Raw genomic sequence first — 19,252 nt, forward strand, 5'->3', positions numbered from 1 at the left:
GCGAGGCAATGGCACAGGTGAGTGAGGGACTTTGCCCGGCTTATGGCGGTTTCCGCGTCTTGGCCGATGACACATTACTGGTCAAGATGTCTCTGAGCAGCAGACGAAACGATTCAACAGGGAGTGAATACATGGAACATGCACCTTGCATCAGCCAGATCGCCACGTTACTGGCTGACCCCAAGCGCAGCGCAATGATGTGGGCCTTGATGGACGGCTCGGCGCGGCAGACCGAAGAGCTGGCGCTACTGACCGGTCTGTCACCGTCTTCGGCCAGTGCACACCTGGGGCGTTTGTCCGCCGGAGGTCTGTTGAAAGTCGAAATCCGTGGGCGCAAACGCTTTTTCCGCCTGGCCGCGCCTGAAGTCGGCGCGGCAATCGAAGCATTGGCCAGCGCGACGCTGGCCAGTACCCCGCAGCCAGTCCCGGACGTTTTCAAGCGCCCCAGCCCCATTGCCAAACCTCAGGCAGCGCCTTCGTCGTTATTGCGGGCCCGACTGTGCGATGACCATTTGGGAGGCACTCTGGCCGCCGATCTTTACCAGCGGCTGCTGGATGCGGGCTGGATCGAGCAGTTCGAACAGCGCGTCATGATCACCCACAAGGGTTCCACTCAACTGGCCTCGCGCGGGGTGTTCATCCAGGCCCTGGCCCATCGCAACAGCAGAGTTGCGTGCCCGTGTCCCGACTGGAGCGAAAGACGCCCGCACATGGGCGGTTCGCTGGGCGCTGCGTTGTTGCAGCTGTTCATGCAGTCCGGCTGGTTGAGCCTGCCCAACGATTCGCGAGCCTTGCAGATCACGGCCGCGGGGCAGCGGGAGATCCATCGTTTTGCCAAGGAAACCGAGCTGGAAATGGCGCTTTAGAACCGTTTGATGGACTAAGCCGGTAGGGCAGAACACCGAACCTGTGGGAGTGAGCCTTTGTGGCGAGGGGATTTATCCCCGTTCGGCTGCGAAGCAGTCGCAAAACCAGTGCATGCGGTGTATCTGATACTGCCTTATTGCAGGTTTGGGGCCGCTGCGCGACCCAACGGGGATAAATCCCCTCACCACAAAGGCTCGCTCCTACAGGGGTTATGCGGTGAGGCTTATGGTTTCACCAATCGGGCATCCAGGCTGTTCTGCGCCAGTCGTTTGGCCTGATCCTGGGTCATGCCCAGATCGGTGTATAGCGCATGGAAGTTCTCTGTCACATACCCGCCAAAGTACGCCGGGTCATCCGAGTTCACCGTCACTTTCACGCCACGCTCAAGCATGTCGAGAATGTTGTGCTGGGACATGTGGTCGAACACGCAGAGCTTGGTGTTGGACAACGGGCACACGGTCAGCGGGATCTGCTCGTCGATGATTCGCTGCATCAAGCGCTCGTCTTCGATGGCGCGCACGCCATGGTCGATGCGCTGGATTTTCAGCAGGTCGAGGGCTTCCCAGATGTACTCGGGCGGGCCTTCTTCACCGGCGTGGGCGACAGTCAGGAAACCTTCGTGACGGGCACGATCGAACACGCGCTGGAACTTGCTCGGAGGGTGACCCATTTCCGAACTGTCCAGGCCCACTGCGACAAACGCCTCGCGAAACGGCAGCGCCTGGTCGAGGGTTTTCTGTGCTTCTTCTTCGCTCAAATGACGCAAGAAGCTCAGGATCAAACCGCTGGTGATGCCCAGTTGCTGCTCACCATCCTTGAGCGCCGCCGCGATGCCGTTAAGCACCACTTCGAACGGCACGCCACGATCGGTGTGGGTCTGCGGGTCGAAGAACGGTTCGGTGTGAATCACGTTCTGCGCCTTGCAACGCAACAGGTAGGCCCAGGTCAGGTCGTAGAAATCCTGGGAGGTGCGCAACACGTCAGCGCCCTGGTAATACAGGTCGAGAAACTCTTGCAGGTTGTTGAAGGCGTACGCCTTGCGCAGGGTTTCGACATCGCTCCACGGCAGGGCGATCTTGTTGCGTTCGGCCAGGGCGAACAGCAACTCAGGCTCCAGCGAACCCTCGAGGTGCAGGTGCAGTTCTGCCTTGGGCAGGGCGTTCAGCCAGTCGTACATAGTCTTTTCTCATCAGGTGCAGATGGCGAGCATTCTACAGATGCCCGTAGAAACAATTAGCAAAACCTGACCAGCCGGTTCATCACACCGCTGGCTGTTCCCGTCGATAGGCGTAGGTCTCGGCGAAGCGCGAGAGCAGGAATTCGGCGCAGGTGGTGGCCGGGTACTTCGCCGGGTGTGATTCGTCCTGGCAACCGGGCAGGCATTCAATGGGTGTGTCGGGGTGGGGTTCGGCGAAGAACGGCATCGAGTATCGATCGACACCCAGCGGGCTGATCACCCGGTGCGGCGTCGACACATAACGGTCGTTGCTCCAGCGCGCCATCATGTCGCCGAGATTGACCACGAACGTGCCTTCGATTGGCGGCGCGTCGATCCATTCGCCTTTGACGTTGCGCACTTGCAGGCCTCCGGCGGCGTCCTGATACAGCAGGGTGATGCAGCCGTAGTCAGTGTGGGCGCCGGCGCCTTGCTGATCGATGGAACTGGCGGAGTGGTGCGGCGGGTAGTGAATCATCCGCAGTACGCTGACTGGCTCATGGAAACGCGTGTCGAAGAAATCGCGCTCGATGTTCAGCGCCATCGTCATGGCTCGCAACAGGGTTTGGGCGAGCGCTTGCATGTCGACGTAGTGCTGCTCCATCAGCGCTTCCCATCCAGAGATTGATGGATGACGGTTGGGGCCGCGCAACGGTTTTTCCGCCAACACGTGCGGGTGATCGGCCGGCAGGTGGAGGCCCATGTCGAAGGTTTCTTTCAGGTCGCTGGGTTTGCTCGGGTCAAGTTGCTCGGTCGCGATGGCGCCGTAGCCGCGATGGTGACGGGTTTGGGTGATGTCGATCTTGAGCTTTTCGCCGACGGGCAGGGCGAAGAAGCGTTGGGCATGGTCGAGCACGGCGTCGATGCGCGAAGGGCTGATCGGGTGCCCCTTGATGTAGAAAAAGCCCCACTCGCGGCAGGCGTGGTCGATCTCTTCGGCAACGCATTTCCAGGCGTGCTGGTCTTTGCTGTAGAGCGGGGTGATGTCGATGATGGGAAGGCTATTCATGCGGCTGTCCTGATAGAGGTATTGGCTGGATCACAATCCATCAAACACCACAGATCCAATGTGGGAGCGGGCTTGCTCGCGAAAGCGGTGTGTCAGCCAACATCAATGCTGAATGTACTGCCGATTTCGCGAGCAAGCCCGCTCCCACAGGGATTTGTGTTCGCCTTGGGAGTTACTTCGGGATGTCGGCCTTCATGCCTTCAACGTAGTAGTTCATCGACGCCAGTTGCGCATTGCTGGCCGTCGCGCCCGCCGCGATTTTCTCGGTGCCGGCCTGATCCTTGATCGGCCCTGTGAACGGGTGGAAGGCGCCGCTCTTGATGTCCGCAATGATCTGCTCGGCTTCGGTTTTCACTGCCGCTGGCACCAGGTCACTGATTGGCAGCTCAACCGTGCCTTCTTTCAATCCGCCCCAGTAGTCCTGCGACTTCCACGTGTGGTCGAGCACGCTTTGGGTCGCCTGAATGTAATGCGGGCCCCAGTCGTTGACGATTGAAGTCAGCACCGCTTTCGGCCCGAAGTGCGCCATGTCCGAAGCGTAGCCGACGGCGTACACGCCGCGACGTTCAGCCGCCTGAATGGGCGCAGGGCTGTCGGTGTGCTGGAACACCACGTCCACGCCCTGGTCGATCAGCGCATTGGCGGCATCGGCTTCCTTGCCCGGGTCGAACCAGGAATTGACCCACACCACCTTGATCTCGGTGCCGGGGTTGTACTTGTTCAGGGCCAGTTGAATGGCGTTGATGTCGCGGATCACTTCCGGGATCGGGAAGGACGCGACGTAGCCGATCTTTTTGGTCTTGGTCATCTTCGCCGCGAGGAAGCCGCCAACGTAGCGACCTTCATACGTGCGCGCCAGGTAGGTGCCGAGGTTCTTGTCCTGCTTGTAGCCGGTGGCGTGTTCGAAGGTCACCTTGGGAAACTGCTTGGCGACTTTCAGGGTCGGGTTCATGTAGCCGAAGGACGTGGTGAAGATCAGGTCGTAGTTGTCCTTGGCCATGTTGCGGATCACCCGCTCGGCGTCGGCCCCTTCGGCGACGTTTTCCACGTAGTTAGTGGTGATCTGATTGCCGAACTTGTCGGCCAGCGCCTTTCGCCCCTGTTCATGCTGATACGTCCAGCCGTGGTCACCGATCGGACCGATATAGACGAAGCCGACTTTCAGCGGGTCGGCGGCACTGGCGGTCAGGCTGGCGCTCAGACCGATGGCTGCGACGACGGCGCAAAGCAGCTTCTTCAACGGACGTTTGTGCATGAATTCGAACTCCATGTTGTTGTGAGGTTGGCAGGGGCAATGCAAATTGCTGACCAACAGGACAACAAAAACTCCGAAACCGTGTCGAGGCCATCGCGAGCAGGCTCGCTCCTACAGGAGACCGCATTCCAATGTGGGAGTGAGCCTGCTCGCGATGAGGCCGGTAAGGCCGATAAAAGTGCACGCCCGAGCACAGCCGCCATCCACTGGTGCGCTAAGGTGTAACGAAACGTTAGCGCCGCCTCGCAGTCAGTAGCTCATCACACTGGTTTCGCTTCACTCGGCAAAAAGGCCTGGAATGCTCACACTCCTCAAGCAAGAAAAGTTTTTGTTGCTTGCCCTGATCGCAGCATTCATCGCTTACCCGATGGAACACTGGATGCTGCACAGCGGCCAACCCATTGCGCTGACCGCCGGCCTGGTGCTGATCGCGTTCATCGTCGTCGCCTCCATGCGAGTCGCCCATCACGCCGAACTGCTCGCTGAAAAAGTCGGCGACCCTTACGGCACGATGATCCTGACCCTGGCCGCGGTGCTGGTGGAAGTGGTGATCCTGGCGATCATGATGAGCAACGAAGCTTCGCCGACCCTGGTGCGGGACACGATTTATTCGGCGGTGATGCTCGACATCAACGGCATACTTGGCCTGGCCGCGTTGATGGGCGGGATCAAGCATGGCGAACAGTCTTACAACGACGACTCGGCCCGCAGCTACAGCGTGATGATCCTCACCGCCATGGGCGTTTCCATGGTGGTGCCGGAGTTCATCCCCGAGGCCAACTGGAAGATTTATTCGGCGTTCACGATTGGCGCGATGGTCGTGCTCTACACTCTGTTCCTGCGCATGCAGGTCGGGCCGCACAGTTACTTCTTCAGCTACAGCTACCCGGAAAAACGTCGCAAGAAAGTCCCGGAGGAGGAGCCTGAACCGGTCAATCTGGCGCTGAGTATCGGCACGTTGGTGTTTGGCGTGGTGGTCATTGGCGCCTTGGCCGAAGTGATGTCCAAGACCCTCGACCTGGGCCTGGAAGGAACGGGCGCACCGCCGGTGATAACGGCGATTCTGGTGGCGGCCATTTCCGCTGCACCTGAGATTCTGACCGCGTTGCGCGCGGCGTTGGCCAATCGCATGCAATCGGTGGTCAACATCGCCATGGGCGCGTCACTGTCGACGGTGATTCTGACGGTGCCGGTGATGGAAGCGATGGCGCTCTACACCGGCCAGCCGTTCCAGATGGCAATGACCCCGGTGCAGACCGTGATGATCTTCCTCACCCTGATCGTCAGCGCGATCAACCTCAACGATGGCGAAACCAATGCCATCGAAGGCATGACCCACTTTGTGCTGTTTGCGACATTCATCATGTTGTCGCTGCTGGGCCTTTAAAAGCTTCGCGGGCAAGCCTCGCTCCTACAGGTACGGGGTCATTCTCATGACTGATGAAAAACCTGTAGGAGAGAGGCTTGCCCGCGAAGGCGTCCTATCAAACGCCGGCGATTAGCTGCCGAGCCGCCTGGCTGTGATCGGCAATCAAGCCTTTCAGATCCAGCCCTTCAACCTGTCCATCAATCACCCGCCACTTGCCACCGATCATCACCCGATCCGCCCGATCCGCACCGCACAGCAGCAACGCCGACACCGGATCATGGCTGCCGGAGAAGCGCAGTTCATCGAGCTTGAACAGTGCCAGATCCGCCTGCTTGCCCACCGCCAATTCGCCAATGTCGGTACGACCCAGCAAACTCGCCGAGCCCGTGGTCGCCCAACCCAGCACCAATTCCGGCGTGATCTTCTCCGCGCCATACCGCAGCCGCTGAATGTAAAGCGCCTGGCGGGTTTCGAGCATCATGTTCGACGCATCGTTGGACGCCGAGCCGTCCACGCCCAGCCCCAGCAACGCGCCAGCAGCGGTCAGGTCCAGCGTCGGGCAAATGCCAGAGGCCAGGCGCATGTTCGAACTCGGGCAATGGCAAATCCCGGTGCCCGCGGCGCCGAGGCGGGCGATTTCGTCCGGGTTGAAGTGGATGCCGTGGGCCAGCCAGGTACGTGGGCCGAGCCAGCCGACGCTGTCCAGATAATCCACGGTGCGCAACCCAAAGCGTTGCAGGCAGAAGTCTTCTTCGTCGAGGGTTTCGGCCAGGTGCGTGTGCAGGCGCACGTCGAGTTTGTTCGCCAGTTCGGCACTGGCGGACATGATTTGCGGCGTCACTGAAAACGGCGAACACGGTGCCAGGGCGATCTGGATTTGCGCGCCATCGCCACGCTCGTGGTATTCGGCGATCAAACGCTGACTGTCGTCGAGGATCACTTCGCCTTCCTGGACGGTCTGCTGCGGTGGCAGGCCGCCGTCCTTTTCGCCAAGGCTCATGGAACCGCGCGTCAGCATGGCGCGCATGCCCAGTTCGCGGACGCTTTCGACTTGCACGTCGATCGCATTTTCCAGACCTTCGGGAAACAGATAGTGGTGATCGGCGGCAGTGGTGCAGCCGGACAGCAGCAATTCAGCCAACGCGACTTTGGTGGCGAGGGCGAGTTTTTCAGGGGTGAGGCGTGCCCAGACCGGGTAGAGGGTTTTCAGCCAGGGGAACAACGGCTGATTGACCACTGGCGCCCAGGCGCGGGTCAGGGTTTGATAGAAGTGGTGATGGGTGTTGATCAGCCCCGGCAGGATCACATGCTCGCGGGCATCGAAGACTTGTCCACAGGGCGCGGACGGTTGCTGGCCAGCGGCGAGCACTTCGACGATCACGCTGTCTTGCACAACCAGACCGCCACGGGCATCGAGGTCATTGGCAGTAAAGATCGCGAGGGGGGTTTTTAACCAGGTACGGGTCGCAGGCATGTTGGCCGGCTCCTCTGAAAGTGGGGTTCAGGTTAGCCAGCTCAGTGATTACCCTGTCTGCTGATCCAGGGTCGCCGCTAGGGCGAGGTGCGGAGTTTCGAACAAAACCGCCTGGCCGGCAAGCCCGGCCCGACCAGACGACGCAAATCCCGGATATGAAATGATCCCATGTGGGAGCGAGCCTGCTCCGGGCGGCGTTCCGACGATGACGGAGTGTCAGTCGACATCAGTGGTGTCTGACACTCCGCTATCGTCGGAACGCCGCCCGGAGCAGGCTCGCTCCCACAGGCGAATTGCGGTGATTACCAGGGAATGGTTTCGCCTCTGTAGTTCACAAAATGATGCCCACCCTTGCCGACATAAGCATTCACCTGATCAACCAACCCACGCGTGCTGGTTTCCACATCGATGTCGGCACCTTCACCGCCCATGTCGGTCTTCACCCAGCCCGGATGCAACGACAGCACAGTAAGTTTCTGCTCGCCCAGTTGAGTCACGAAGCTGTTGGTCATGGAGTTCAGCGCCGCTTTACTGGCCTTGTACAACGCCAGCTCCGGCGCGTCCGGCATGGTCACGCTACCGAGTACTGAACTCATGAACGCCAGCACGCCGGTGTCCGGGCGAATCTGCCCGGCAAAACGTTGTGCCAGGTTGATCGGCGCCACGGCGTTGGTGAAGAACAGTTGACCGACTTCGGCCAACGTCGCGCCGCCCGGCGTCTGCACCTCCGGCCCCTTGACCCCGGCATTGACGAACAGCAAATCAAACACTTCACCCTTGAGCTGTTGGCTCTGGGCGATGACGGCCTGCTGATCATCCATGTCGAGTTTCTCGATCCGTACCTTGCCCAACGCTTGCAGCGCTTCGGCGTTCTGCGGGTTGCGCACGGTGGCGGTGACTTGCCAGCCGTCGCCCAGCAGGGTTTTCACCAGACCGAGGCCCAAGCCCCGGGAGGCGCCGATGATGAGTGCGGTTTTTGCCTTGGACATGAGTGGCTTCCTTGATAAATGAGGATCATGGACGTAATGGACAGCGTTGCCCGAGCCGTTGTTGCAACTCGTTTCGCAATGCACCGAGTTCGTCCATACGGGTTTCAATCAGCTTGAGCTTGTCTTGCAGCAATTGCGTGACGGCGCTGTCAGGGTCGGGCGATTGCCATATCGCGGCGACGCTGTTGCCGATCTCGCCAAGCGTAAAGCCCAACCGCTGAGCCGTCTTGATGTACAGCACCAGTTGCACCATATCGGGCGGATAGTCGCGATAGCCGTTGGCACTGCGTTGCGCCGCGATCAGTCCGCGCTGCTCGTAGAAGCGCAGTGTGTCGCGGCTGACCGCGCTGGCCTGGGCTAATTCACCGATGCGCATCATGACGTCTCGAGAGGGGCTTGACCTTGGAGCATACTCCAGGCTTTAGCCTAGTTGCTCCCTGAATTTATGGAGCAAGGCCGATGTGGACTTCAACGCAATATCGCCGGTTGGTGCGGGGCAGCGCCTGGTATGACTTGATCGTCATGGTGGCGTTTGTCACGCCGTGGAGTTTTGCTGCATTGCATGGGATGTTGTTGAGTGTGAGTCAGGCTTTCGAATTGTCCGGCGAGCTGCCGCCGTTTGAGCCGATGCACATGCTGATGGCCAATCTGTTGGGGTCGATTGTCTGCGTCTGGGCGGTGCTGCGGATTCGGGATCCGCAGCAAGTGTATGGGCGGTATGACGCGGTGGGGCGGTTTTTGTTTGCGGCCTGGCAGGCTTATGCCTTGGCCCACGGCGGGAGTTCGCTATTGGCTATTTTCCTGTTCTTTGAATTGGCGTGGGGCGTAGCTCAGGTGTTGCCAGTGCGGGTGTCATCGCGAGCAGGCTCGCTCCCACAGGGGAACTCGGTCTAATGTGGGACCGAGCTTGCTCGGGATGAGGCCGGTGCAGGCCATCACTAATGTCCGCCCTGCCACGGCTGCCCCAACGACACCGGCGCATACAACCGCGTGCGCACCGCATCCCGCGACAGCAGCACCAACACCACAATCGTCGCGACGTACGGCAGCATCGCCAGCAGACTCGACGGAATCGCCAGCCCCAATCCCTGCGCCACCAGGTGCAGGATGCTGGCGAGCCCGAACAGGTACGCCCCCAACAGCAATCGCCACACTCGCCAACTGGCAAACACCACCAGCGCCAAGGCAGTCCAGCCACGCCCGGCGCTCATGTTTTCCGCCCACATCGGCGTGTAGGCCAGGGACAAATAAGCCCCGGCCAACCCCGCCATCGCGCCCCCGAACAGCACCGCCAGCGCGCGTACGCCCAACACCGGCAAGCCCATGGCGCTGGCCGCATCCGGGCTTTCCCCGACGGCCTGTATGATCAGCCCGACACGACTTTTCAGAATCACCCACGCCACCAGCGCAAACAGTGCGAACGACAGATACACCAGCAGATCCTGCGCAAACAGCATCCGCCCGATCAGCGGAATCTCACTCAACCAGGGAATCGCCACCGGCTCAAAACCCGCCAGTGGTTTACCGACCCACGCCGCGCCGACAAACGTCGACAGGCCCACGCCGAAAATCGTCAGCGCCAATCCGGTGGCCACCTGATTGGCGTTGAACACCAGCGCCACCAGCGCAAACAACGACGACAACAGCATCCCGGCGAGCATCGCCAGCCACACGCCGAGCCACAGGTTGCCGCTGTTCAGCGCGACGATAAACCCGATCACCGCGCCAAACAGCATCATGCCTTCCTGACCCAAATTCAGTACGCCGCTCTTCTCGCAGACCAATTCACCCAAAGCCACCAACAGCAACGGTGTGCCGCAGCGGACCATGGCGTAGAAAATATTGCTCAGCAGATCGATATCCATCACAGCGCTCCTGCGTGTACGGCGGTAGCTTGCGCGCGACGGGCCCAGCGCAGGTTCAAGCGCGGTCGGTAGAGAATCAGCACGTCGCTGGCTAGCAGGAAAAACAGCATCATCCCCTGGAATAATTGCGTGATTGCTTGCGGCAGATTCATGCTCATTTGCGCGCTCTCGCCGCCGATGTACAGCAACGCCATCAGCAGGCTGGAAAACAGAATGCCGATGGGGTTGAGTCGCCCGAGAAACGCTACGGTGATCGCGGCATAGCCATACCCCGGCGAGACTTGCGGCACCAGTTGGCCGATTGGCCCGGTGACTTCACAAACCCCCGCCAGCCCCGCCAATCCGCCGCTGATCAACAGCGCCAGCCAGATCAGCCGCTTCTCGCGAAACCCGACGAAACCCGCCGCTCGCTTGTCCAGCCCGAGCACTTTGATCTGGAAACCGACAAAGCTTTTCTGCAATAGAACCCAGGCCGCCACCAACGCGAGCAGGGCGAAATACACCCCGGCATGAACCCGGCCGTCCTCCATCAACAGCGGCAAGCGGCTGGCATCGCCGAACATCGCCGATTCCGGAAAGTTGAACCCGGCCGGGTCCTTCAGTGGCCCATGCACGCAGAACAGCAGCAGGTTCAGCGCGATGTAATTGAGCATGATGCTGGTGAGGATTTCGTTGGCATTGAAGCGCGTGCGCAACCACGCTGTCAGCCCGCCCCACGCGGCACCGGCGAGGGTGCCGACGAGCAGGATCAGCACCAGCGCCCAGCGACTTTGCATGTCGATGATGTTCACCGCCAGTGCGCTGCCGGCCAGGGCGCCGAGCAGCAATTGGCCTTCGGCGCCGATGTTCCAGATCCGCGCCTGATACGCCACCGCCAGGCCCAGCGCGCAAAGCAAAATCGGCAAGGCTTTGACCAACAGTTCGGAGACACCATACAAGTCGCTGACCGGCGCAATCAGCAGGGTGTGCAACGTGAGCAGCGGGTCATGGCCCAGCGCAATAAACAGCAGCGAACCGCAGCCCAATGTCAGGACGGCCGCCAGCAACGGCGAGCACCACAGCATCAGGCGCGATTGCTGGCCACGGGGTTCGAGAGAAAGCAGCATGTGAAACTCCGTTAAGCTGTTGCGGATGCGTGTGATTGAGGGGTGTCGAACTGGCCGGCCATCCAGCGGCCAACATCGATCAGGCGCGTGTCGACCGTGGCCCTGAGTGGCGACAGACGTCCGCTGCACAAGGCGCCGAGGCGGTCGCTGATCTGGAACAATTCGTCCAGGTCTTCGCTGATCACCAGGATCGCCGCGCCGGCATCGCGCAGGGCAATCAGCGCACGGTGAATGGTGGCGGCAGCGCCGACGTCCACGCCCCAGGTCGGGTGCGCGGCCACCAGCAACTTCGGCTGCTGAAGGATCTCGCGGCCGAGGATGAATTTCTGCAAATTGCCCCCGGACAAGCTGCGGGCTGGCGCCTGGGTATCGGGTGTCTTCACGCCAAAGCGGCTGATGATTTCTTGCGCCAACGCTTCGACCTTGGCGCGCTGGATCAGCCCGTTGCTGACCAGCCCTTGTTGAAATGCGGTGAGCAGGGCGTTGTCGGCGAGGCTCAATTCGGGCACCGCACCGTGGCCAAGACGCTCGGCAGGAACGAGCGCGAGACCGAGTTTGCGTCGTGCATCGGGCCGCAAATCGGCGACCGGTTGCTCGCCGAAACGGATCGTCGCGTTGTCGTTTCGGGCCAGCCGTTCTTCGCCGCTTAGCAGGGCCAGCAACTCATCCTGACCATTGCCTGCAACGCCGGCGATACCGACGATTTCGCCGCTGCGCACTTCGAGGGTAATGTCCGACAGGGAGCAGCCGAACGGGTCCGGGTTGTGCCACGACAAGTCGCTTACGTTCAAAAATCCATCACCGCCGATCACCTTTGGATAATCGGTCATCAGTTCAGCCGCCTCGCCCACCATCAGCGTTGCCAATTGCTGATCCGAACACTCGGCCGGCACGCAATGCCCGGCCACTCGACCGCCGCGCAGCACCGTGGCGCTGTGACACAACGCGCGTACTTCTCCGAGCTTGTGGCTGATAAACAGAATGCTGCAGCCCTCTGCCGCGAGTCGGCGCAGGGTGACAAAGAGGTCGTCGGCCTCCTGCGGTGTGAGCACCGAAGTCGGCTCATCGAGAATCAACAGACGAATGTCCTGCATCAGGCAGCGAATGATTTCCACCCGTTGCCGCTCGCCGATCGACAGGCTGTGGACAAGTCGCTCCGGTTCCAGCGCCATGCCGTAGCGCCGGGAGACGTCACGAATCTTTGGCTCAAGCTGTTTCGGCGTACCGGCCGCCGCCCCCATCGCGAGGGCAATGTTCTGCGCCACGCTGAGGGTTTCGAACAGCGAGAAATGCTGGAACACCATGCCGATTCCCAGTCCGCGAGCCTGCGCCGGGTTGCGCATGTTCACGCGCTGGCCTTGCCAGATCAGTTCGCCAGAATCGGCGTGGGTGACGCCGTAGATGATTTTCATCAACGTACTTTTGCCCGCGCCGTTCTCGCCGAGCAGGGCGTGGATTTCACCGGGAGCAATGTTCAGGTCGATGGCGTCGTTGGCTAGGCAACCTGGGTAACGTTTGCTGATGCTGCGCAATTGCAGGCGGGGCGTTTGATCGGGGATCGGCATGGGGTTGGGCATGACTGGCTCGGGTCGACAGGAGTTATGCTTGTGGATAAAGCAATTTCCTGGCCATTGAGTCAGGAAAACCGAAAATCCTTGGTGGCAAAGGCATTGGGGTCAGGGCCTCGCCATTTTTCGAACACCGATCAGGCACTACTTAGGGGCAAAGTCTTTGATCAGGCTCTGATTTTGCTCGCTGTGAATTGGTCAAAAAACGAGCAGCACGCGGCGACCTATGCCGGGTATAGGGCTGCGCCAGCCATGAACGGGTTATCCACAAGTTGTTCCACAGTATTTGTGCGCAAGCCGAAAGCACGGGCATAAGCACTGTGCGGCTATCTTCTAAAGGTGATAACCGACGCTAACTGTTTGTTTTTTCGTGGAATTACTCTTTAGTGTGGGAGATTGGACGAAAAATGAGCAAAGCCCGCAAAGCCGCATGACAGAAGGGTTACAGCAGGATATGCGCAGGTTATCCACAGCCGGGTGCACAGCAGATGTGGGCAACTGAACAGGCTCGACGAAAGGCCAGTGAACGTTGTTGGTGCGATCAGTGCTGCAACACAATGCGCCCGCGACTCAAGTCTGCGAGCTGCGTTTGCAAGGTCGTGATCTGCTCTTTGCCGATCGCCAATTGCAATTCCACGCCATCGGCGGTGAAGGTTTCTTCCACCACCAAACCACCCGATTCCGCGACCCGAAGTTTCACCAGCGCCAACTCGCCAAATGCACAGGCACAACTCACCGGCACCCGGCTAATCAGTTCGACTTTTGCCGCGCCTTGCAGGCACTTGTTGGCGCCGCCGCCATAGGCCCGGGCGAGACCACCGGTGCCCAGTTGAATGCCGCCGTACCAACGAATCACCAGCACCGCGACCTGATCGCAATCCTGCGCTTCGATGGCCGCCAGAATCGGTCGTCCTGCAGTGCCGCTCGGTTCGCCATCGTCATTGCTGCGGTATTGATCGCCGAGCTTCCAGGCCCAGCAGTTGTGCGAGGCGTTCAAATCGCTGTGCTGATCGATGAATGCCTGGGCTTCAGCGGGGCTGGAGATCGGTGCGGCGAAGGTGATGAAACGGCTTTTGCGAATCTCTTCGCGGTATTCGCAAAAACCGCTGAGGGTAAAAGGCATAAGTGTCTTAGATAACTGGCGTGAGGCCGCAGCCCTTGAGGATGATGCGGATCAGGTTGTTGCCGGCGTCTTCCATGTCTTGTTTTGTCAGCTTGGTGCGACCGCTGACACGGCAGATCTGTGTGGCGAAGTCGGCGTAATGCTGAGTGCTGCCCCACAGAAGGAAGATCAGGTTAACCGGATCGACCGGGTCCATCTTGCCGTCGTCGATCCACGCCTGGAACACCGCCGCCCGACCCTGAAACCAGGCGCGATAGTCCTGGTTGAAATACTCGGTCAGGCATTCGCCGCCACTGATCACTTCCATGGCGAAGATCCGCGAGGCTTGCGGCTGGCGACGGGAGAATTCCATTTTGGCGCGGATGTAACGCGTCAGCGCTTCGGCCGGATCATCCTCGGCGGTCAGGGTGTTGAAAGTGCTGTCCCACAACTGGAGGATGTTGCTCAACACCGCCACGTACAAACCGAGTTTGTTGGTGAAGTAGTAATGCAGGTTCGCCTTCGGCAACCCGGCATTCAGAGCGATGGTGTTCATGCTGGTGCCTTTGAATCCGTGACGGGCAAATTCGTCTTCGGCGGCTTTGATGATGGTCTCTTCGTTCTTCTGACGAATGCGGCTGGCAGGTTTGCCGCCGTGAGCGGGGACTTCAAAGGTCATAGGCACTTCCGAACAGGATGGGTGGGTGCAACCAAATGCGTTGATAGCGCACCCACAGGCTTCAGACAAGTCCCGACGCGATAAAACCTGAACACCCCAGATCCCTGTAGGAGCGAAGCTTGCTCCGGGCGGCGTTCCGACGAAGGCGTCTTAACATTCAGCATTGATGTTGATTGAGCCGACGTCTTCGTCGGAACGCCGCCCGGAGCAAGCTTCGCTCCTACAGTGCATGTTGGTTCTTAGCGGGTTGCGGCAAGACTCTCCAGAAAGCTTTCCAGCACCAAATGCGGGCGACGGCCCTTGCGCGTGACCGATGCGAGGCTCAGGTCATAAAAGCGCGCCTTGGGTTTCAGCGCACGCAATCGACCTTGCTGCACCCAGAGGCTGGCGTAATGGTCCGGCAGGTAGCCGATGTAGCGCCCGGTGAGGATCAGGAACGCCATGCCTTCGCGGTCCGAGGCACTGGCGGTGCAATTGAGTGCCTGGTAGTGCGCCTGGATTTCTGCCGGCAAACGAAAGGTCGGCGCGATGGCGTCCTGACTGTTGAGGCGCTCGTCGTCCAGCTGCTTGTCGTCGACATAAAACAAGGGGTGGCCGACCGCGCAATACAGCAGCGAGCGTTCGCTGTAGAGCGGCTGATATTCAAGCCCCGACAGCGCACTGGCCTGTGGCACCACGCCGACATGCAGGCGTCCGTCGAGCACACCTTGTTCGACTTCGTTGGGCGCGATCATGCGGATCTGAATCTGTACGTCCGGCCCGCGTTCCTTCAATTGCGCGAGGGCATGGGTGATGCGCATGTGGGGCAGGGTGACGAGGTTGTCGGTCAGGCCGATAGTCAATTCACCGCGCAGATGCTGGTGCAGACCGTTGACCTCGGTGCGGAAACTTTCCAGCGCACTTAATAGTTGCAACGCCGATTGGTAAACCTCGCGACCTTCTTCGGTCAGGGAAAACCCGGCGCGACCGCGTTGGCATAAACGCAGGCCGAGGCGTTGTTCCAGATCGCTCATTTGCTGGCTGATGGCCGAGCGACCGATTCCCAGCACCGATTCCGCCGCGGAGAAGCCGCCGCATTCAACGACGCTGCGGAAGATCCTCAATAAGCGGATATCAAAGTCGCTGACTTGTGCGAGTGGATCGGGACGGCGGCTACTCATAGTTTAGTGGTGGCCTGACTGAACGTTAGAAGAGTTGGATTTCATCGACTTTATCCCCGTGGCAATTTAGCTGCAAGAACGCTTTTGATCTCTATGCCGCTTATTGCCCTGCGAGGTTTTGCCCATGAACTTGCCCGAAAACGCCCCGACTTCCCTGGCCAGCCAGCTCAAGCTCGATGCTCACTGGATGCCCTACACCGCCAACCGCAATTTCCAGCGCGATCCGCGACTGATCGTGGCGGCTGAAGGCAGTTGGCTGACGGACGACAAGGGTCGCAAGGTCTACGATTCGTTGTCGGGTCTGTGGACCTGTGGCGCCGGGCATACTCGCAAGGAAATCCAGGAAGCCGTCGCCAAGCAACTCGGCACGCTCGATTACTCGCCAGGTTTCCAGTACGGCCATCCGTTGTCGTTTCAACTGGCCGAGAAAATCACTGATCTGACGCCGGGCAATCTGAACCACGTGTTCTTCACCGACTCGGGTTCCGAGTGCGCCGACACGGCAGTGAAAATGGTGCGTGCTTACTGGCGCCTGAAAGGCCAGGCCACCAAGACCAAAATGATCGGCCGTGCCCGGGGCTACCACGGAGTGAACATCGCCGGCACCAGCCTTGGCGGTGTGAACGGCAACCGTAAGATGTTCGGTCAGGCGATGATGGACGTCGATCACTTGCCGCACACGTTACTGGCGAGCAATGCCTACTCCCGTGGCATGCCGACAGAGGGCGGAATCGCGCTGGCTGATGAACTGCTCAAGCTGATCGAACTGCATGATGCTTCGAACATCGCTGCGGTGTTCGTCGAGCCAATGGCCGGTTCCGCTGGCGTACTCGTTCCGCCGCAGGGCTACTTAAAGCGTCTGCGTGAAATCTGCGATCAGCACAACATCCTGCTGGTGTTCGACGAAGTGATCACAGGTTTTGGCCGTACCGGTTCGATGTTTGGTGCTGACAGCTTTGGCGTGACCCCGGACCTGATGTGCATTGCCAAGCAAGTCACCAACGGCGCGATCCCGATGGGCGCTGTAGTTGCCAGTTCCGAGATTTATCAGACGTTCATGAACCAGGCGACGCCGGAGTACGCGGTGGAATTCCCGCACGGTTATACCTACTCCGCACACCCTGTTGCTTGCGCGGCTGGCCTGGCCGCACTCGATCTTCTGCAAAAGGAAAACCTGGTGCAGAGCGTGGCCGAAGTCGCGCCGCATTTTGAAAATGCGCTGCATGGCCTGAGGGGCTCGAAAAACATTATCGACATTCGTAACTACGGTCTGGCCGGGGCGATCCAGATCGCACCACGTGACGGCGACGCCATCGTGCGTCCGTTTGAAGCGGGCATGGCGTTGTGGAAAGCCGGGTTCTACGTGCGCTTTGGCGGCGATACCCTGCAGTTCGGCCCAACCTTCAACAGCAAGCCCCAAGACCTTGATCGCCTGTTCGACGCGGTCGGCGAAGTGCTGAACAAAATCGACTGATATTCCTTTCTATATAGAGGCGTCCTTTGAAGGGCGCCTGTGGACAACTTTTCTGGAGCCCCGCATGAGCCTTATCCCGCATTTGATCAATGGCGAACTGGTGACCGAAGACGGTCGCACGGCTGACGTGTTCAACCCGTCCACCGGCCAGGCGATCCACAAGCTGCCGTTGGCCAGCCGCGAAACCATTCAGAAAGCCATCGACTCGGCCAAGGCTGCGTTCCCGGCCTGGCGTAACACGCCACCGGCCAAACGTGCGCAGGTGATGTTCCGCTTCAAGCAGCTGCTGGAACAGAACGAAGGGCGTATCGCTCAACTGATCAGCGAAGAACACGGCAAGACGCTGGAAGATGCGGCGGGTGAATTGAAGCGCGGTATCGAGAACGTTGAGTTCGCTTGCGCAGCGCCGGAAATTCTCAAGGGCGAATACAGCCGTAACGTGGGTCCGAACATTGATGCCTGGTCGGACTTCCAGCCGTTGGGCGTGGTGGCCGGTATTACCCCGTTCAACTTCCCGGCCATGGTGCCGCTGTGGATGTATCCGCTGGCGATCGTCTGCGGCAACTGCTTCATCCTCAAACCGTCCGAGCGTGACCCAAGTTCGACGCTGTTGATTGCTCAATTGCTGCTGGAAGCCGGTCTACCAAAAGGGGTGCTGAGCGTAGTGCATGGCGATAAGGCTGCGGTGGATGCGCTGATCGAAGCGCCGGAAGTCAAAGCGTTGAGCTTTGTGGGTTCGACACCGATTGCCGAATACATCTACGCCGAGGGCACCAAGCGCGGCAAGCGCGTTCAGGCACTGGGTGGCGCGAAGAACCATGCGGTGCTGATGCCGGATGCGGATCTGGATAACGCGGTCAGCGCACTGATGGGCGCGGCCTACGGTTCTTGCGGTGAGCGTTGCATGGCGATTTCGGTGGCCGTTTGCGTCGGTGATCAGGTGGCGGATGCGTTGGTGGCCAAACTGGTGCCGCAGGTCAAAGCACTGAAAATCGGTGCCGGTACGACCTGTGGTCTGGACATGGGGCCGCTGGTTTCCGGCCAGGCTCGCGACAAAGTCAGTGGCTATATAGAAGACGGCGTTTCTTCTGGTGCGACCTTGGTGGTGGATGGTCGTGGTCTGAGCGTTGCCGGTCATGAGGAAGGCTTCTTCCTGGGTGGCTGCCTGTTCGATAACGTCACGCCAGAGATGCGCATCTATAAAGAAGAGATCTTTGGGCCGGTGCTGTGTGTCGTTCGGGTCAATAGCCTGGAAGAGGCGATGCAGCTGATCAACGATCACGAGTATGGCAATGGCACCTGCATCTTCACCCGTGATGGGGAAGCGGCGCGGTTGTTCTGTGATGAGATCGAAGTCGGTATGGTCGGCGTCAACGTGCCGTTGCCGGTGCCGGTGGCTTATCACAGCTTTGGCGGCTGGAAGCGTTCGCTGTTCGGCGATCTGCATGCGTATGGCCCGGATGGCGTGCGTTTCTACACCCGTCGCAAGGCCATTACCCAGCGCTGGCCACAACGAGCGAGCCATGAGGCATCGCAATTCGCATTCCCTAGTTTGTAAGTAGAAGGGAAGAAGGCCGGCCCCTTGGGGCCGGCCTTTGCGTTTCAGGGGCTTTTTTGACCTATATGACAGAATTGTGAAAATAGGTGTTGACGGCAGATTCTGGAAGTCTATAATTCGCCCCACTTCCGGCGCAGTCGAAACGGAAAACTCCTTGGTAAACAATGAGTTACGCGGTTTTCGACAGCGAGTTGCTTCAGGTCATCGAAGCCCAGAAGGAGTTGAAAGAGCAGGGTTGTGTGGCTCTTTTAACGGTTCGATCTTCTCGGTCGAAAGCGGTGCAAAAGAGGTGTTGACAGCAGCGAGTAACGCTGTAGAATTCGCCTCCCGCTAACGAGAGATCGAAAGCGCAAGTGGTTGAAGTTACAAAGGAAACTTTGAAAACTTCTTAAAATAACCGCTTGACAGCAACAGAGGCTGCTGTAGAATGCGCGCCTCGGTTGAGACGAAAGATCTTAACCAACCGCTCTTTAACAACTGAATCAAGCAATTCGTGTGGGTGCTTGTGGAGTCAGACTGATAGTCAACAAGATTATCAGCATCACAAGTTACTCCGCGAGA

General features: G+C 59.6%; 18 protein-coding genes. 6 read left to right on the forward strand and 12 right to left on the reverse strand.

Features of this window, described 5'->3' with window-relative positions:
* Window positions 1-131: 131 nt before the first annotated feature.
* Window positions 132-866 (forward strand): helix-turn-helix transcriptional regulator, encoded by a 735-nt coding sequence (locus EYC95_RS02400; RefSeq protein ID WP_131058933.1) that lies wholly within the window; start codon window positions 132-134, stop codon window positions 864-866.
* Window positions 867-1,090: 224 nt separating this feature from the next.
* Here EYC95_RS02400 and EYC95_RS02405 read toward each other — a convergent pair whose 3' ends face one another.
* From EYC95_RS02405 to EYC95_RS02420, 3 genes are all read right to left on the reverse strand, one after another.
* Window positions 1,091-2,044 carry an adenosine deaminase gene (locus EYC95_RS02405; protein WP_131058934.1) on the reverse strand — a complete coding sequence of 318 codons (954 nt, stop codon included), beginning with the start codon at window positions 2,042-2,044 and terminating at the stop codon, window positions 1,091-1,093.
* An 82-nt stretch (window positions 2,045-2,126) separates the two neighbouring features.
* Entirely contained in the window at window positions 2,127-3,092 is a 966-nt protein-coding gene (locus tag EYC95_RS02410) for a 2-oxoglutarate and iron-dependent oxygenase domain-containing protein (protein ID WP_131058935.1), read from the reverse strand.
* A gap of 172 nt (window positions 3,093-3,264) precedes the next feature.
* On the reverse strand, window positions 3,265-4,347 hold the full coding sequence (locus EYC95_RS02420) for a BMP family ABC transporter substrate-binding protein (protein WP_131058936.1): 1,083 nt from the start codon (window positions 4,345-4,347) through the stop codon (window positions 3,265-3,267).
* Between the two features lie 298 nt (window positions 4,348-4,645).
* On the opposite strand from EYC95_RS02420, the gene EYC95_RS02430 reads away from it, so the two are divergent.
* Window positions 4,646-5,734 carry a calcium:proton antiporter gene (locus tag EYC95_RS02430; RefSeq protein WP_131058938.1) on the forward strand — a complete coding sequence of 363 codons (1,089 nt, stop codon included), beginning with the start codon at window positions 4,646-4,648 and terminating at the stop codon, window positions 5,732-5,734.
* A gap of 97 nt (window positions 5,735-5,831) precedes the next feature.
* On the opposite strand, the gene EYC95_RS02435 is transcribed toward EYC95_RS02430, so the two are convergent.
* From EYC95_RS02435 to EYC95_RS02445, 3 genes are all read right to left on the reverse strand, one after another.
* Window positions 5,832-7,190, reverse strand: coding sequence for an 8-oxoguanine deaminase (locus tag EYC95_RS02435; protein WP_131058939.1), 1,359 nt, complete (start codon window positions 7,188-7,190; stop codon window positions 5,832-5,834).
* A gap of 302 nt (window positions 7,191-7,492) precedes the next feature.
* Window positions 7,493-8,179: an SDR family oxidoreductase gene (locus tag EYC95_RS02440; protein WP_131058940.1), complete on the reverse strand. Its 687-nt coding sequence runs from the start codon at window positions 8,177-8,179 to the stop codon at window positions 7,493-7,495.
* A gap of 25 nt (window positions 8,180-8,204) precedes the next feature.
* Window positions 8,205-8,555: a MerR family transcriptional regulator gene (locus tag EYC95_RS02445; RefSeq protein ID WP_131058955.1), complete on the reverse strand. Its 351-nt coding sequence runs from the start codon at window positions 8,553-8,555 to the stop codon at window positions 8,205-8,207.
* Window positions 8,556-8,638: 83 nt separating this feature from the next.
* On the opposite strand from EYC95_RS02445, the gene EYC95_RS02450 reads away from it, so the two are divergent.
* Window positions 8,639-9,073 carry a hypothetical protein gene (locus tag EYC95_RS02450; protein WP_131058941.1) on the forward strand — a complete coding sequence of 145 codons (435 nt, stop codon included), beginning with the start codon at window positions 8,639-8,641 and terminating at the stop codon, window positions 9,071-9,073.
* 44 nt (window positions 9,074-9,117) lie between these two features.
* Here EYC95_RS02450 and EYC95_RS02455 read toward each other — a convergent pair whose 3' ends face one another.
* From EYC95_RS02455 to EYC95_RS02465, 3 genes are read right to left on the reverse strand one after another with little or no spacing between them, the layout of a single operon-like run.
* Window positions 9,118-10,044, reverse strand: a complete 927-nt coding sequence (locus tag EYC95_RS02455; RefSeq protein WP_131058942.1) for an ABC transporter permease — start codon at window positions 10,042-10,044, stop codon at window positions 9,118-9,120.
* Window positions 10,044-11,150, reverse strand: a complete 1,107-nt coding sequence (locus EYC95_RS02460; RefSeq protein ID WP_131058943.1) for an ABC transporter permease — start codon at window positions 11,148-11,150, stop codon at window positions 10,044-10,046. Before EYC95_RS02460 ends, EYC95_RS02455 begins: the two co-directional genes overlap by 1 nt.
* Before the next feature lie 11 nt (window positions 11,151-11,161).
* Window positions 11,162-12,727: an ABC transporter ATP-binding protein gene (locus EYC95_RS02465; RefSeq protein ID WP_131058944.1), complete on the reverse strand. Its 1,566-nt coding sequence runs from the start codon at window positions 12,725-12,727 to the stop codon at window positions 11,162-11,164.
* Window positions 12,728-12,757: 30 nt separating this feature from the next.
* On the opposite strand from EYC95_RS02465, the gene EYC95_RS02470 reads away from it, so the two are divergent.
* A complete protein-coding gene (locus EYC95_RS02470; RefSeq protein WP_131058945.1) occupies window positions 12,758-13,033 on the forward strand; it encodes a hypothetical protein in 276 nt (91 codons plus the stop codon).
* A 226-nt stretch (window positions 13,034-13,259) separates the two neighbouring features.
* Here the strand turns inward: EYC95_RS02470 and EYC95_RS02475 are convergent, their stop codons facing one another.
* The 3 genes from EYC95_RS02475 to EYC95_RS02485 all read right to left on the reverse strand — a co-directional run bounded on the left by EYC95_RS02475 (window position 13,260) and on the right by EYC95_RS02485 (window position 15,659).
* Complete coding sequence (locus EYC95_RS02475) at window positions 13,260-13,841, reverse strand: YigZ family protein (protein ID WP_131058946.1); 582 nt, start codon at window positions 13,839-13,841, stop codon at window positions 13,260-13,262.
* Window positions 13,842-13,848: 7 nt separating this feature from the next.
* Window positions 13,849-14,499, reverse strand: coding sequence for a TetR/AcrR family transcriptional regulator (locus EYC95_RS02480; protein ID WP_131058947.1), 651 nt, complete (start codon window positions 14,497-14,499; stop codon window positions 13,849-13,851).
* 239 nt (window positions 14,500-14,738) lie between these two features.
* Entirely contained in the window at window positions 14,739-15,659 is a 921-nt protein-coding gene (locus tag EYC95_RS02485; protein WP_008006295.1) for a LysR family transcriptional regulator, read from the reverse strand.
* A 124-nt stretch (window positions 15,660-15,783) separates the two neighbouring features.
* On the opposite strand from EYC95_RS02485, the gene EYC95_RS02490 reads away from it, so the two are divergent.
* Window positions 15,784-17,133, forward strand: a complete 1,350-nt coding sequence (locus EYC95_RS02490; RefSeq protein ID WP_131058948.1) for an aspartate aminotransferase family protein — start codon at window positions 15,784-15,786, stop codon at window positions 17,131-17,133.
* Between the two features lie 64 nt (window positions 17,134-17,197).
* Complete coding sequence (locus EYC95_RS02495) at window positions 17,198-18,691, forward strand: CoA-acylating methylmalonate-semialdehyde dehydrogenase (RefSeq protein WP_131058949.1); 1,494 nt, start codon at window positions 17,198-17,200, stop codon at window positions 18,689-18,691.
* Window positions 18,692-19,252 lie beyond the last annotated feature (561 nt).

The organism is Pseudomonas sp. BGI-2 (genome assembly GCF_004310295.1).
GTDB lineage: Bacteria > Pseudomonadota > Gammaproteobacteria > Pseudomonadales > Pseudomonadaceae > Aquipseudomonas.